Here is a 14,578-nt window from a genome sequence, read left to right on the forward strand (position 1 = left end):
TTGGTAATAAATCTTTGAATAGCTACTTATAAATTTATTTTCTTTTTAGATTAAAGTATCCTAAACTAGCAAAGTAAAATATTGCTTCAATAGTTGCTATAAAGAACGTAGTGGGTAGAGATGTATAATAAGAAAGAGTAATCCCAGCCCATGTTCCAATCAGAGCAAAAAAGATTGATATAGCAATCATTAAACCGACTTTGTTAGTCAGATATCTAGCTGCACTTGCTGGAACAGTAAGCAATACGAACATAAGTAATGCTCCAACTACCGGTACAGTGATACTTGTAGCTACAGAAAGTAATACTAGGAAAAATATAGATATAAACTTCCCGTTCAGTCCAAGAGCGCGAGCACCGATGGCATCAAAAGAGTCAAATTTAATTTTTCTGTAGAACATAGAAAGGAATAGTATAACTGCAATAGCTAGCGAAAAGATTAGTTTCACATCATCTCTAGTTATTGATACTACGCTACCGAAAAGGATGTTATTCACATAACTTGTACTTTTTGGCGTTAATGATAAGAAGAGTAAACCTAATCCTAGGAAAATTCCCAACATTACACTTACAGTAGCTTCTCTTCTAAATGCTTTAACACTAAGGTGACCAACAAGATAAGACATAGTAATTGTAAATATAAGTAAACCGTATATTGGATTAATACCTAAAAAAACAGCAAATGCTGCACCAGCAAACCCAACATGAGAAAGTGTATGTGATATGAATGACATATTTCGAGCCATAACAAACACACCTATATATCCTGCCATTATAGCTACAATAGTTCCTGCTATAAAAGCATTTTGCATAAAATCGTAATTAAGCATAATTGTTATCTCCTACATAATGTTTGCAAAGTTTCAAGTTATTCTGTTCTCTATTATAATCATCAATACTAATAAATTTATAGTTGTTTTCTTCTAAGTACAAAATTTTATCGACATATCTTTCATTGATAAGCGATAATTCATGAGTTATACACAAAGTTATGATGTTTTCATTTTTTGTAATATTGTTTAAAAGAGTCATGCATTCAATTTCACTAGTTTTATCTAAATTAGATGTAAATTCGTCTAATAGTAGCAAATTAGGTTTATTAACTAAAGCCTGAGCTAAGAAAACACGTTGTTTTTCTCCACCAGAAAGCATTCCTATTGATTTGTTTTGTAACTTAATAGAATTAGTTAAAATTAACGAATCATTGATACTTTCCTTTTCTTTTTTGCTAAGCCAAGGGAAAAATCCTTTTTGAATAGGAAGAGATACAAAATCTCTAGCAGATAAAGGTAGTTCTTCATCTATCTGTCTAAATTGTGGAACATATCCAAGAGTAGGATTTTCTCCTATTAGTCTAATTTCTTCGGATTTATTTAATTTTTGAAGTATATTGTTAAGTAATGTAGTTTTACCAACGCCATTTTTACCAACTATTGCAACGACTTCTCCAGGTATACATGAAAAAGAAATATTGTTTAGTATTGTTTTATCTCCTATAGAATAAGTGAGATTTTTTATAATTAATTCAGTCATAAAATCTCCTATATTAAATTATTTTTTAATTCAAATGTATAAAAAAGAAGAGATACGATTTAGAATCTCTTCTTTATATTATACTACATATTTATAATATGTGAAGACTAATTTTTAATCTTCGTATTAATGTTTGTGTTCTTTCTCATCATCGTGATCTTTTTCACCGTGAGAATGATTGTGAGAATGTCCTTCATGATCATGGTCGTGAGAATGTCCTTCTTCAGCACCTTCTACATGATATGCTTTTTCTCCAGCTCCACCGTTAAGAATTTCTTCTAATTTATTGTATTGATCTAACATCCATTCAATGTAAGTTTTTCCATCAGGTTGAGTTTCAGTAACGTTTAGAACTGGGACTTTGTTTTGTTCAGCAAGATGAATTAATCCTTCTATAGTTTTGTTAGTAGTTTGAACATTATTGATGATTAATGATATTTGTTTAGATTTGATTTGCTCTTGGATTGTTTTTAAATCTTGTGGAGCAGGGTCATTACCTTCTTCAGTAGCTTGTGCTAATTTTTTAACTTGGTCAGTTGTTTTGAATCCTAAAGAATCCACAGCATATTCAAATACTGGTTCTGTTGTTAGAACGTATTTACCATTTGCTTTTTCTTTTAGTGATTTAATTTTATCAGTAATTTTAGAAAGTTCTTTTTTATAGTTATCTCTATTTTTTTCATAGAAAGATTTATTAGAAGAATCTTTATCTGATAAAACTTTAGTAAGTTCGTCAGCAACTTTACTCATTACTTCAGGATTATACCAGATGTGTTCATTTTCTCCATCTTTAAGTCCTAGTAATTTAGCACCATCTATTTTTTTGACGTCTTTATTATTAGCAGTTAGTTTTTCAAACCAAGAATCATATCCACCACCATTAAGAATAGCAATGTTAGCATCAGAAACAGTTTTTGCATCTTGCGCAGTAGGTTCAAAATCATGTGGATCGACAGAAGTAGAACTTATAATAGAAGAAACTTCTGCTTTATCTCCTGCGATACTTTTTGCAACTTCGGCATAAAAGTTTACTGAAGTAACAATTTTAGTTTTGTTTCCAGAGTTAGTAGCTCCAGAATTAGTTTTACTTGAACATCCGACCAATAGTAATGCGAATGCAGCAATTATTGAAATAATTTTTAAAAATTTTTTCATTAGTAATATTCCTCCGTTATTCGTAATTATTACGTTCTAATAAATTATAATACTACTAAATAAAAAAATCAAGAGCTTAAACGAAATTATTTTGATTAATGAGTGAATTATTGATTTCTCCTACATTATAAAACTTAATTCTTTGAAATATTAAATGAATAAAGAGGAGAATAAAATTAGTAGAAATATTCATTCAAAATTTATTAAAATACTTGATTTTTAGTTGCTAATGCTATATAATTAATAAAGTTGAGTAAAAATCAACAAAAATATAACACACGACATTTGAGTAGCTGCTCGGTGCATTTATGTTTGCAGTAAGCCTAGAGAATGTCGGAGGAAAAAACCAAGGAGGAAAATAACTATGGCAGTTATTTCAATGAAACAATTATTAGAAGCTGGTGTACACTTCGGTCACCAAACAAGAAGATGGAACCCTAAAATGGATAAATACATCTTCACAGAAAGAAACGGTATCTACATTATCGACTTACAAAAAACAGTTAAAAAAGTTGATGAAGCATACGAATTCGTAAAATCAGTTGCTGATCAAGGCGGAAAAATGTTATTCGTAGGTACTAAAAAACAAGCACAAGATGCTATTAAAGAAGAAGCTGAAAGAAGTGGTCAATACTACATCAATCACCGTTGGTTAGGTGGAACTTTAACAAACTACAAAACTATTAAAGGACGTATTGACAGAATCGCTGAAATTGAAAAAATGGAAGCTGATGGAGTATTTGAAGTATTACCTAAAAAAGAAGTTATCGAATTAAGAAAAGAATACGATAAATTAAACAAATTCCTAGGTGGAATTCGTGAAATGAAAGGTATGCCAGATGCAATCTTCGTAGTAGATCCTAAGAAAGAGCACAATGCAATCGCTGAAGCTAAAAAATTAGGAATTCCAGTAGTTGGTATCGTAGATACAAACTGTGATCCAGACGATGTTGATTATGTAATCCCTGCAAACGATGACGCTATTCGTGCAGTTAAATTATTAACAGCTAAAATGGCAGATGCTTTTGTAGCTTACAACGAAGGAAACATCGAAGGAACTGAAGAAGCTTTCGTAGAAGAAGTAGAAGCAACAGAAGAATAATTTTAGATTAAAATAAATAAGAAAAATAATTAATAAAATAACGGAGGCAAATCAAAATGGCACAAATTACAGCTAGTTTGGTAAAAGAATTAAGAGAACGTACTGGTGCTGGTATGATGGACTGTAAAAAAGCACTAACTCAAACAGATGGAGATATCGATGCAGCAATCGACTACCTAAGAGAAAATGGTATCGCTAAAGCAGCTAAAAAAGCTGACAGAATCGCTGCAGAAGGTCTTTCTTACATCGAAGTTAAAGGTAACAAAGCTGTTATCTTAGAAATCAACTCAGAAACTGACTTCGTTGCTAAAAACGAAAAATTCGTTGCTTTAGTAAAAAATGTTGCAGAAGCTATCTTAGCAGCTGAACCAAAAACTTTAGAAGAAGCTCTTCAAGTAGAAGCACAAGGTGGAACTATTGAAGCTGTAATTAATGAAGGAATCGCTACAATTGGTGAAAAACTTTCATTAAGAAGATTCGAAGTTGTAACTAAATCAGATGCTGATGCATTTGGTGCATACTCTCACATGGGAGGAAGAATCGGTGTTCTTACTCTTGTTGAAGGAAGCACAGATGAAGAAGCAGCAAAAGATGTTGCAATGCATATCGCAGCATTAGCTCCTAGATACCTAGACGAAAGCGAAGTACCAGCTGACGTACTTGAGCACGAGAAAAAAGTATTAACTGAGCAAGCATTAAACGAAGGAAAACCAGCTAACATCGTTGAAAAAATGATCGTTGGTAGAATTAACAAATTCCTAGAAGAAATCACAGTTGTTAAACAAAAATTCGTTAAAGATGATAGTTTCACTGTAGAAAAATTCGTAGCATCAAAAGGTGGAAAACTTACTAAATTCGTACGTTACGAAGTTGGTGAAGGTATCGAGAAAAGAGAAGATAACTTTGCCGAAGAAGTAATGAGCCAAGTTAACGCTAGCAAATAATAATTCTCTATTTAATATAAACTATTAAAAGAGGTAAAGCACACACTTCTTGTGTGTGCTTTTTTAAAAAATGATTATAGTAGGAACAATAATGTCTGTAATTTATTAGGAGGATAGAAATGGCTACTAAATATAAAAGAGTTTTATATAAACTTAGTGGTGAAGCACTAGCAGGTGGAAAAGGATTTGGAATTGATTCAGAAGTTGTTAATAAAATAACTTCACAAATCGTAGAAGTAGTTAAACAAGGAGTAGAAGTTGCTATTGTTGTTGGTGGTGGAAATATCTGGCGCGGTAAGACTGGTGAAGAGCTAGGAATGGAGCGTGCTACAGCAGATTCAATGGGTATGCTTGCAACAGTTATGAACTCATTAGCCTTACAAGATTCACTAGAACAAAAAGGTGTTGATACTCGTGTATTAACATCAGTTGAAATGAAAGCAATGGCTGAGCCGTATATTAGAAGACGTGCAATTAGACATTTAGAAAAAGGTCGTGTTGCTATATTTGCAGCTGGAATAGGGAATCCTTATTTCTCTACAGATACTACAGCAGCATTACGTGCTAAAGAAATTGGTGCTGAAGCTATTCTAATGGGTAAAAATGGAGTAGACGGTGTTTACTCTGCTGATCCAAAACTTGACAGTACAGCAACTAAATATGATAAGTTGTCATACATGGATATTATGAACAAAGGGTTAACAATAATGGATTCTACAGCAATTACTTTCTGTATGGATAATCACCTGCCAATTATTGTCTTTTCAATAGATGATGCAGATAATATTGTTAAAGTTGTTTCTGATTCTAATTTAGGAACAATTATTGAATAAAATTAATATTAGGAGTTTACAATTATGCCTGAACAAATTATGAATAATTTAAACGAAAGAATGGAAAAAGCTATTGCCAGCTTACGTCGTGAATTAGCGTCAATTAGAGCTGGTAAAGCTAGTGGAGCTGTTTTAGACAGATTAACAGTTGATTACTACGGAGTTGCAACTCCAATTAATCAAGTAGCAGGAGTATCTGTACCTGAACCAAAAATGCTTGTAATTTCTCCATACGAAAAAACTTTATTAGGAGATATTGAAAAAGCTATTCAAGCGTCTGATTTAGGATTGAATCCTTCAAACGATGGATCAGTTATTCGTATTGTATTCCCTGCTTTAACAGAAGAACGTCGTAAAGAACTTGCTAAATTAGTAGGAAAAGAATCTGAAGGAGCTAAAGTTGCTGTACGTAATGTTCGTCGTGATGCAATGGATGCTATTAAAAAATTAGAAAAAGCTTCTCAAATTACTGAGGACGATTTAAAAGGATATTCTGATGATATTCAAAAAGTTACTGATAAATTCGTAGCTGAAATCGATAAAGTAACAAAAGAAAAACAAGATGAGTTAATGAGTGTATAATAATATGGAAATGAAAGAAGTTATTGATAAAATTAATTCACTTAACGCTACAAAAAAAGAGCGTGAATTAACTACTGAGGAATCAGAAGAATTAGCTAAATATAGACAATTATATTTACAAAATTTTAAAGCTAATATGAGAAATATATTAGATAATACTAGAGTAATTAATGAAAACGGAGAAGATATAACTCCTAAGAAGAAAGGAAATTAACAATGAGTGCAACTGCAGTTACAATTTTAGTTGGAGCAATTTGTTTACTTGCTGGTGTTGTAGGAGGTTTCTTCCTAGCAAGACGTAATTTCATGAGCTACATGGAAAAAAATCCTCAAATCAATGAAGATATGGTTATGAGTATGATGAGTCAAATGGGACAAAAACCATCTCGTAAAAAAATCAATCAAGTTATGAGCAACATGCAAAAAGCTCAAAAACAAGCTCACAAACAAATGAAAAAATAATATATAAAAAAGCAGATGTGTAAAAAACGCATCTGTTTTTTATATATATTAAATTCAAATTATGAAATGATTCGCTATTTTATAATTAATTATAAAACTTTAATATAACTAGAATTATATAAATTCTCTTTCTAATGAAGATTTAATCTCTATTAAATTGTGAGTAACAGGATGTTTGAATACTACTTTTAATGCACCTAAATACATTTTTTCATATTTATAACCATCTTTAGAGTATAATTTATCTCCTATGATAGGAACGCCGATAGAAGCGAGATGCACACGTATTTGATGCGTACGACCTGTTTCCAATGATAAAGTTACAGAAAATTTATTTTGATCTAATTTCGTGCAACTAAGAATATTAGTTATAGCATTTTTTCCATTTCTAGTTACAGCCATTTTATTCTTCTCTTTGCTGTCTCTTCCAATATTAGTATTTATAGTCTGAGGTTTAATATTATTTTTTATTAAAGCTGTATAATAACGTTTAATATCTCTTTGTTCAAGCATTTGATCTAGTTTAGCTTTAATTAATGGAGTTTTAGTTAGAATAACTAACCCACACGTATCAATATCAAGTCTATGAATAGGTTCTAGATAGTTGTAATCAGAGATTAGGTAATTCACTAAAGTGTCATTTTCTGTTGCTATGTCATTTGGATGTGTTTTAATACCGAAAGGTTTAGAAACAATTAATAGATATTCATCCTCATATTCTTTTAATATTGATGTTGTTTTATTAGAGATATAATTAGAAGAACCTAAATTGATGTTTATTTCTAAAATATCGTTAGCATTTAAATTTGAATTTAATGCCGCTTCTTTATTATTAATTTTTATAGTTTCTTTATAGTGATGACTATTCATTCTAATAGTGTGTATATTTTTTTTGGAAATCTTTAGGAATTGGCTTAAATAGCTTTCTACACTAACGAAATCTTGTGTAATTTTAAATTTCATTGAGACTCCTTGTTTATGTCTTTTGTTGATAGTATTATTATATACTAAAACGCTGATTTAAGAAAGAAAAATGAAGAATTTTAGGAGTTTAAAAATTATTAAAAAAGTTAAAAAATAGCTTAATTTTAGCTTGATTTTAAGTAGGAAATATAGTAATATAATACTTGTGATTTAATTATACTAAACAGAGAGTTTACTGACGTTAAACTTAAGTGACGATAAGTTTAATAATGGTAAACAATTATGACAGTAAGTTAGATAATAATAAACATATATAACGAAAAGTTAGATATTGATAAACAATTAATAACTTTTAATTATAGAAGGAGAATTTATGTATTCTATAGGTGAAAGATTAAAGAGATTACGAATTCAAAAAAATCTCACCCAGGAAGAACTGGGAGAACGTACTGATCTTAGTAAGGGATATATATCTCAAGTAGAAAGAGATTTAGCATCCCCATCGATGGAGACTTTTTTTAATATACTGCAGGTTTTAGGGTGTGCTCCAAAAGATTTCTTTGATAAAGAGAGTACAAGTCAGAAAGTATACTACTCATTAGAGGATCAAACTAGTTATGAAGAAACTGATGAAGGGTATGAACTTACTTGGCTTGTTCCTGAATCAAATGAGAAAGAGATGGAGTCACTAATACTGAAGTTAGATAAAAATAGTAATTATAAAACATTTGATCCCTCAGAGTCTGAAACATTATGTTATGTATTAAAAGGGAAATGTAAATTAAAATTAGGTGATGAGGAGTATATTGCTTCTACACATGAAAGTTTTTATTTTTTAGCTACATCTGAACATAGGTTATCAAATCCATTTGATGAAGAATGTGAAGTGTTAATAGTAGCGACTAATTCGTATTTATAAGGAGAAAATCATGGCAAATATTGTTGAATTTAAAAATGTTAACATGTCTTTTGGTAACAATAAAGTGCTAAAAAACATTGATTTAGAAATAGAAAAAGGAAAATTTTATACATTACTTGGACCTAGTGGTTGCGGTAAAAGTACAATTTTAAAGTTGATTGGTGGATTCTTAAGTCCTACTTCAGGAGATGTATTATTAGATGGAAAAGTAGTGAATGACTTACCAGCTAATAAGAGACATGTAAATACTGTGTTCCAGGACTATGCATTATTCCCACACATGAATGTATTTGAAAATGTTGCTTTTGGATTAAAAATTAAAAATGAAAAGAAAGAAGTAATTAATAAGAAAGTAAAAAAAGCTCTTAAGCAAGTTAACTTAGTAGGTTTTGAAAAACGTGATATAAGCGAGATGAGTGGTGGACAAAAACAACGTGTTGCTATAGCTCGTGCCATTATTAATGAACCTGATATTATTCTTTTAGATGAATCACTATCAGCACTTGATTTAAAACTTCGTCAAGAGATGCAATATGAACTTCGTGAACTTCAACAACAAACAGGGATTACGTTTATCTATGTAACTCACGACCAAGAGGAAGCTCTAGCGATGAGTGACTATATCTTTGTTATGAATCACGGGAAAATTGAACAAAGTGGAACACCACTTGATATCTACGATGAGCCGGTAAACCGTTTTGTTGCTGATTTCATTGGTGAATCTAATATAGTTAATGCAGTCATGTTAGATGACTATTTAGTAGAAATCTATGGCAAACAATACGAATGTGTAGATGCTGGTTTAGATAAGAATAAGAGAGTAGAGGTAGTTATTCGTCCAGAGGACTTAGAAATTACAAGTGCAGAAAAAGGTAAAATAAGTGTTGTAGTAGATACTCAACTATTTAGAGGAGTTCACTATGAAATTTGTTGTTTAGATGACCAGTATAATGAATGGATTGTTCATTCAACAAAACAGGCAAAACCAGGAGCTGCGGTAGGTTTAAACTTCGATCCAGAAGCAATACATATCATGGTACCTGGAGAAACAGAAGAAGAATTTGATGCTCGTCTTGAATCGTATGAAGAGGAGGAGTAGAAATGTTTAATAAAAAAACTCGTTCATTTTTTATGATTCCTTATGTAATGTGGATGTTACTTTTTGTAGTATTTCCAATATTACTGATAATATATTATTCGTTTAGAGATATCGATGGAAATTTCACATTAGCTAACTATAAGATTTTCTTTAGTAGTACATATGTTCTGATGACACTATATAGTTTTTGGTATGCATTTTTAATTACATTAATTTGTTTAGTAATTAGCTATCCGCTAGCATTTGCAATTAATAAAAGTAAACATAAAGAATTATTATTATTGTTAATCATTCTACCGACATGGATTAATATTTTATTAAAAACCTATGCGTTTTTAGGATTGTTTGGTGAATACGGAACAATCAATAGTTTCTTAGAGTATATCGGTATAGGTACACAAAGTTTACTATTTAATTCGTTTAGTTTTATCTTTGTTTCTAGTTATATATTCTTACCATTTATGTTACTCCCAATATATAATTCAGTTTCAGGTATGAATAAAAACTTGATTGAAGCATCATATGATCTTGGGGCAGATTTTAAAACTACATTTTTAAAAATCATTTTCCCATTAAGTGTTAATGGTGTTAAAACTGGTATTCAGGTAACATTTATTCCTGCCTTATCTCTATTCATGATTACACGTTTAGTAGCAGGTAATAAAATTATAAACTTAGGTACAGCTATTGAGGAACATTTCCTTGTTACTCAAAACTGGGGAGTAGGTTCAACTATCGCAGTATTCTTAATAGTAGTGATGGGTATTATTATGGTACTTACTAATACAAAAGACAAAACTAATTTTGGAGGTAGAAAATAATGAAATTAACTTCAAAAATATATTTAGGGGTTATCTTTGCAATTTTATATATACCTCTAATTTACTTAGCGTATTTTTCTTTTAACTCGGGTAAAACAATGATAGACTTTGAAGGTTTTTCATGGAAACACTACATTGATTTATTTGAAAATACTCGTATGATGGTTATAGTTATCAACACACTTGTTGTTGCACTACTTTGTGGATTGTTTTCGGCTATATTTGGAACGTTAGGTGCGCTAGGTATTTATTCTTTAAAATCTAACAAACAAAAAAATTCTTTCTTAGTTGGAAATAATATATTAATCGTTAGTCCAGACGTTATTATTGGATGTTCATTTTTATTAATGTTTACATTTATTTCTAAGTACACTGGATTAGATAGCATTCAAGGTTTTTGGTCTGTATTATTATCCCATATTGCATTTAGTATTCCAATCGTTGTTCTAATGGTATTACCTAAGTTATATGAAATGCCAAAAAGTATGGTAGATGCTGCGATTGACCTTGGAGCAACATATTCACAAGTTCTTAGTAAAATCGTTATTCCATATATTACACCAGGTATCTGGGCTGGATTCTTTATGGGATTAACATATTCATTAGACGATTTTGCTGTGACATTCTTTGTTACAGGTAATGGATTTCAAACATTATCGGTTGAAATTTACTCAATGGCTAGACAAGGAATCAACTTACAAATCAATGCGTTATCTACAGTGTTAACTATTTTCGTAGTTGTAGCAGTACTTATTTATTATGTAATTAATACTAGTAAATTAAAAAGGGAGGTAAGATAATATGAAAAAATTACTTATTTCAGCTGTTTCAATCTTAGTTATATGTTTAGGTATGCTGTATAGCCGCGATTTTATTGATAGCTCAAATAGTGGTGATAAGCAAACGTTAACAATATTTAACTGGGGAGAATATATTGATCCAGATTTAATTAAAAAGTTTGAAGAAGAGACTGGTATTTCAGTAGTATATGAAACTTTTGACTCGAATGAAGCAATGCTTACAAAAATTCAAGCAGGATCAACACCATATGATATTGTTATTCCGTCAGATTATATGATTAAGAAGATGAAAAAACTAAATCTTTTGAAAAAACTTGATCATAGTAAAATTGAAGGATTTGACAATATTGATCCTCAGTTTAAAGATAAAAGTTTTGATCATAACAATGAATTTTCGATTCCGTATTTTTGGGGAACATTAGGGATTTTATATAATAAAACAAAAGTTCCTGAGGATTTAACTTTCGAAAAATGGAATGATCTTTGGGATACTAGACTAGCGAATAATGTATTATTAATCGATGGGGCTCGTGAAATGATGGGAATTGCACTTCAATCTGAAGGGAATTCAGTTAATGACACTAATGAAGTAAATCTTAACTTAGCTGAAAGAAAATTAGAATTACTTCATCCGAATGTAAAAGCAATTAATGCTGATGAGAAAAAAATGCTTATGATTAACAACGAAGCATGGGTATCGGTAGTATTTTCAGGAGATGCAAAAGCCATTATGGAAGAAAATGAAAATATGGTATATGCCTTACCTAAAGAAGGAACGAACCTTTGGTTTGATAATATCATAATTCCTAAAACTTCTAAAAATGAAGAAGGGGCGTATAAATTTATTAACTTTATGCTAAGACCAGAAAATGCTGCGAAAAATTCTGAATTTATAGGATATGCAACACCTAATACAAAAGCCAAAGAGTTGCTTCCAGAGGAAACAACAAGTGATGAGCAATTTTATCCTGATTTAGAAAGTTTTGGAAATAGAGCAGAGGTATATGAGGACTTAGAGAAAAAAATGCTTCAGTTCTATAACGACTTATTCTTGAAATTCAAGATTAACAATAGAAAATAAAATAAAACGAGATTATCGTATTTTGATAATCTCGTTTTAATATTAAAAGCCACTAACTTTTAACTCTTCAGTTTTAAATGTAACATTTTTCTCAGAACCAAGGTACATAGCTTTGAATTTCCATGTAGAATTAGGTTTTAAGTCGTTGACGTTTGCTAAAGCATCCCCAACTTTATTACCATTTGCATCGTAAGCAGGAATTGTAACTTGAACATATGATTTCTCTTTGTCAGTATTGTTTTTTAACACACCCGTAACATAGCTAGAAAAAGAATCTTTTTCTATATTTAGTTCAGAAACTTCATATTTAGCTTTTTGAGTTTCTTGAGTAGAACTTTTAACTTCGACATCTTTTTTCTTATTACCAGTTGTTTGCTGAATAATTAATATAAGTACAATTGCAGCTAAAACTATAAACCAAATTCTTTTATAGATAGGTTTTTTTTGAATATATATATTCCCATCTTGATCTGTAATTTTTTTTGACATAATAACTCCTCCATAAAATTTTTATACTAATATTATATATATATATATATATAGTCAAGGAAAAACACAATTCAGCAGTAATTTTTTTATGAATTTTATAGGGTAGATATATCCACCTCTTTACTGGATAGAAATTACAGTAAAGAGAGTTTTTTATGAATGTTTTGGATCTATAATAAATATGGTTGTTAATAAAAATCAGCCGTATTTAAATTTATAAAAAAACGGAAAAGAATGTAAAATTCCTTTATATTTAAGTATGAGCAAAAAAATAAGAAAGGAAATTTACATTCACATGTCTAATTATAACAAATCTCTTAAAACAACGCTACAAATAACTGACAAAAATATAAAAATTCTAGATAAAACAGAAAAGGAGAACATAAAAGGACAAGTTCATTTAATTTATTGCGGAGTATTAGACGCTTCACCTAAGGTTTACCCTTATTGTAAGAAATGTTAGGTAGGAAAAAATGGGTATAGAAAAGCAAAGGTTAAAATGCCCTTTATCTCTGATAAACCAGCTATCTTATACCTAAATAAACAGCGCTTTATTTGTAAAAGTTGTCATAAATCATTTACATAATTAAGCAAGATCCTCAGTTATATAAATGTTATTGGCTTATTCAAGACCTTAGAGAAGCTCTTGAAAAAGATGATTTTGATAGATTTAAAGCTTTAATCAATGATAGAACTACTTTACCTAGATATATGTTTACAGCTATTAAAACACTTAGAAAATATAAAAAACAGATTAAAAATACTATTTACTATAATGGGCTTTCTAACGGTCCTTTAGAGGGGGTTAATAATTAAATCAAGGTTATTAAACGTATTTCTTACGGATATAGATCTTTTAGTAACTTTAGAGGTAAAATACTCCTTGTTTTTAGCCTGTTTACACCTTCAGAGATTAAGAAGAAACCTAGATATTCACAAGAATCTCGCCGAAAAGAAAGAAAATTAAAACGAAAAAATAGGAAAAAGGCTATATTACTTAATATAGTATAGCTTCCTCTTAAATTTCAAAATCAACCGAATTTGACAAAGAGCTAAAATACTTCCTGTTTTTTTTTTTTTTATATATATTTTTAGTAAAATTTAACTATACTTAAGGTAAAGTAGAAAAGGTTTTAAAGTTGTATTTAAGGTGTTTTTGCAATATATTAATTGATAAAAAATAATAAATCTGATATAATATAAAGGGAATAATTTATAATTCACATTAATTAAAATATAATAACAAATAGATGATAAATGTAATGTGTAAATAATTAGCATTATAGAAAGGAAAATGTAATCATATGGAAAGAAAGGAAATATTTTCGATAAAAAAATTAAAAGTTGGTGCAGCGTCAGTTTTAATAGGTACTGGTATTGTATTTTTAGGTAGTAAAGCATCTGTAGCTTTAGCTAATGAGCCTGCTGTTGAAACTACTTCCAATAGAAATAGTGACGATGTAGATGATAATTCTGTAAACTCCAAAAATAGTCCTAATAATGATAAAATGGGTGTAAATTCTAGTACAACACCCCAACAAATGGATACTGATTCTATAAAACCTACTGAAAATAATAGTAATTCATCTATTGTTGATACTACAAGTGAAGTTACTAATAGAAATAGGAAGAAAATTAGTAAACGATCTAAAAGAGCATTAACAGATCCGGAAACAATTGATTATAGTGGTGCTAAGATATCTGGACGATTAATTGATGGAAACACACAGTATGCAGTTGGTGAACAAATCTTAGGTTCTTATAATTTAGATATTTCGGAACCAACAAAAATTGAAGAAGGAGGATATATTTTAATTACTGCCTCTGATAATGAA

18 protein-coding genes and 1 pseudogene are annotated in these 14,578 nt (G+C 30.0%); 14 read left to right on the forward strand and 5 right to left on the reverse strand.

The annotated features are described in order from the left end of the window. Positions 1–34 precede the first annotated feature (34 nt). The 3 genes from RWS90_RS01740 to RWS90_RS01750 all read right to left on the reverse strand — a co-directional run bounded on the left by RWS90_RS01740 (position 35) and on the right by RWS90_RS01750 (position 2,687). A complete protein-coding gene (locus tag RWS90_RS01740; RefSeq protein WP_314548237.1) occupies positions 35–829 on the reverse strand; it encodes a metal ABC transporter permease in 795 nt (264 codons plus the stop codon). Continuing rightward, entirely contained in the window at positions 822–1,532 is a 711-nt protein-coding gene (locus RWS90_RS01745) for an ATP-binding cassette domain-containing protein (RefSeq protein ID WP_314548238.1), read from the reverse strand. Before RWS90_RS01745 ends, RWS90_RS01740 begins: the two co-directional genes overlap by 8 nt. Before the next feature lie 126 nt (positions 1,533–1,658). After that, a complete protein-coding gene (locus RWS90_RS01750; RefSeq protein WP_314548239.1) occupies positions 1,659–2,687 on the reverse strand; it encodes a metal ABC transporter solute-binding protein, Zn/Mn family in 1,029 nt (342 codons plus the stop codon). A 364-nt stretch (positions 2,688–3,051) separates the two neighbouring features. Here RWS90_RS01750 and rpsB point away from each other — a divergent pair, with 364 nt between their 5' ends. From rpsB to RWS90_RS01780, 6 genes are all read left to right on the forward strand, one after another. Then, the gene (gene rpsB / locus RWS90_RS01755; protein ID WP_048801949.1) at positions 3,052–3,789 is read left to right on the forward strand and encodes a 30S ribosomal protein S2; all 738 of its coding nucleotides are present in this window, start codon (positions 3,052–3,054) and stop codon (positions 3,787–3,789) included. A 56-nt stretch (positions 3,790–3,845) separates the two neighbouring features. Then, the gene (gene tsf / locus RWS90_RS01760) at positions 3,846–4,733 is read left to right on the forward strand and encodes a translation elongation factor Ts (protein WP_314548240.1); all 888 of its coding nucleotides are present in this window, start codon (positions 3,846–3,848) and stop codon (positions 4,731–4,733) included. A 119-nt stretch (positions 4,734–4,852) separates the two neighbouring features. Continuing rightward, positions 4,853–5,566 (forward strand): UMP kinase, encoded by a 714-nt coding sequence (pyrH, locus tag RWS90_RS01765; RefSeq protein ID WP_314086637.1) that lies wholly within the window; start codon positions 4,853–4,855, stop codon positions 5,564–5,566. A 24-nt stretch (positions 5,567–5,590) separates the two neighbouring features. Further along, positions 5,591–6,148 (forward strand): ribosome recycling factor, encoded by a 558-nt coding sequence (gene frr, locus RWS90_RS01770; RefSeq protein ID WP_314548242.1) that lies wholly within the window; start codon positions 5,591–5,593, stop codon positions 6,146–6,148. A gap of 4 nt (positions 6,149–6,152) precedes the next feature. After that, positions 6,153–6,362 carry a DUF896 domain-containing protein gene (locus RWS90_RS01775; protein WP_314548243.1) on the forward strand — a complete coding sequence of 70 codons (210 nt, stop codon included), beginning with the start codon at positions 6,153–6,155 and terminating at the stop codon, positions 6,360–6,362. A gap of 2 nt (positions 6,363–6,364) precedes the next feature. Next, entirely contained in the window at positions 6,365–6,610 is a 246-nt protein-coding gene (locus tag RWS90_RS01780) for a YneF family protein (RefSeq protein ID WP_314548244.1), read from the forward strand. A 114-nt stretch (positions 6,611–6,724) separates the two neighbouring features. On the opposite strand, the gene RWS90_RS01785 is transcribed toward RWS90_RS01780, so the two are convergent. After that, positions 6,725–7,573 (reverse strand): RluA family pseudouridine synthase, encoded by an 849-nt coding sequence (locus RWS90_RS01785; protein ID WP_314548246.1) that lies wholly within the window; start codon positions 7,571–7,573, stop codon positions 6,725–6,727. 334 nt (positions 7,574–7,907) lie between these two features. Between RWS90_RS01785 and RWS90_RS01790 the strand changes: the two genes are divergently transcribed. From RWS90_RS01790 to RWS90_RS01810, 5 genes are read left to right on the forward strand one after another with little or no spacing between them, the layout of a single operon-like run. After that, on the forward strand, positions 7,908–8,453 hold the full coding sequence (locus RWS90_RS01790; protein ID WP_314548247.1) for an XRE family transcriptional regulator: 546 nt from the start codon (positions 7,908–7,910) through the stop codon (positions 8,451–8,453). 10 nt (positions 8,454–8,463) lie between these two features. Beyond that, positions 8,464–9,552: an ABC transporter ATP-binding protein gene (locus tag RWS90_RS01795; protein WP_314548248.1), complete on the forward strand. Its 1,089-nt coding sequence runs from the start codon at positions 8,464–8,466 to the stop codon at positions 9,550–9,552. A 2-nt stretch (positions 9,553–9,554) separates the two neighbouring features. Beyond that, on the forward strand, positions 9,555–10,373 hold the full coding sequence (locus RWS90_RS01800) for an ABC transporter permease (protein ID WP_314548249.1): 819 nt from the start codon (positions 9,555–9,557) through the stop codon (positions 10,371–10,373). Continuing rightward, positions 10,373–11,173 carry an ABC transporter permease gene (locus RWS90_RS01805; RefSeq protein ID WP_314548250.1) on the forward strand — a complete coding sequence of 267 codons (801 nt, stop codon included), beginning with the start codon at positions 10,373–10,375 and terminating at the stop codon, positions 11,171–11,173. The genes RWS90_RS01800 and RWS90_RS01805 overlap by 1 nt, the downstream gene beginning before the upstream one ends. A gap of 1 nt (position 11,174) precedes the next feature. Further along, positions 11,175–12,254 carry an ABC transporter substrate-binding protein gene (locus tag RWS90_RS01810; protein ID WP_314548251.1) on the forward strand — a complete coding sequence of 360 codons (1,080 nt, stop codon included), beginning with the start codon at positions 11,175–11,177 and terminating at the stop codon, positions 12,252–12,254. A gap of 42 nt (positions 12,255–12,296) precedes the next feature. Here the strand turns inward: RWS90_RS01810 and RWS90_RS01815 are convergent, their stop codons facing one another. Further along, on the reverse strand, positions 12,297–12,743 hold the full coding sequence (locus RWS90_RS01815) for an FxLYD domain-containing protein (protein WP_314548252.1): 447 nt from the start codon (positions 12,741–12,743) through the stop codon (positions 12,297–12,299). Between the two features lie 481 nt (positions 12,744–13,224). Here RWS90_RS01815 and RWS90_RS07850 point away from each other — a divergent pair. The 3 genes and pseudogenes from RWS90_RS07850 to RWS90_RS01825 form a co-directional block, all read left to right on the forward strand. Beyond that, a pseudogene (locus RWS90_RS07850) lies at positions 13,225–13,329 on the forward strand (hypothetical protein); the annotation flags it as partial. Continuing rightward, positions 13,329–13,559, forward strand: a complete 231-nt coding sequence (locus RWS90_RS01820) for a transposase (RefSeq protein ID WP_399541437.1) — start codon at positions 13,329–13,331, stop codon at positions 13,557–13,559. The pseudogene RWS90_RS07850 and the gene RWS90_RS01820, both read left to right, overlap by 1 nt. Positions 13,560–14,047: 488 nt before the next feature. Beyond that, positions 14,048–14,578 (forward strand): YSIRK-type signal peptide-containing protein (locus RWS90_RS01825; RefSeq protein WP_314548254.1); only part of this gene is annotated, 531 nt, incomplete at its 3' end.

Origin of the sequence: uncultured Gemella sp. (assembly GCF_963529685.1) — a bacterium.
Taxonomy (GTDB): Bacteria; Bacillota; Bacilli; order Staphylococcales; family Gemellaceae; genus Gemella.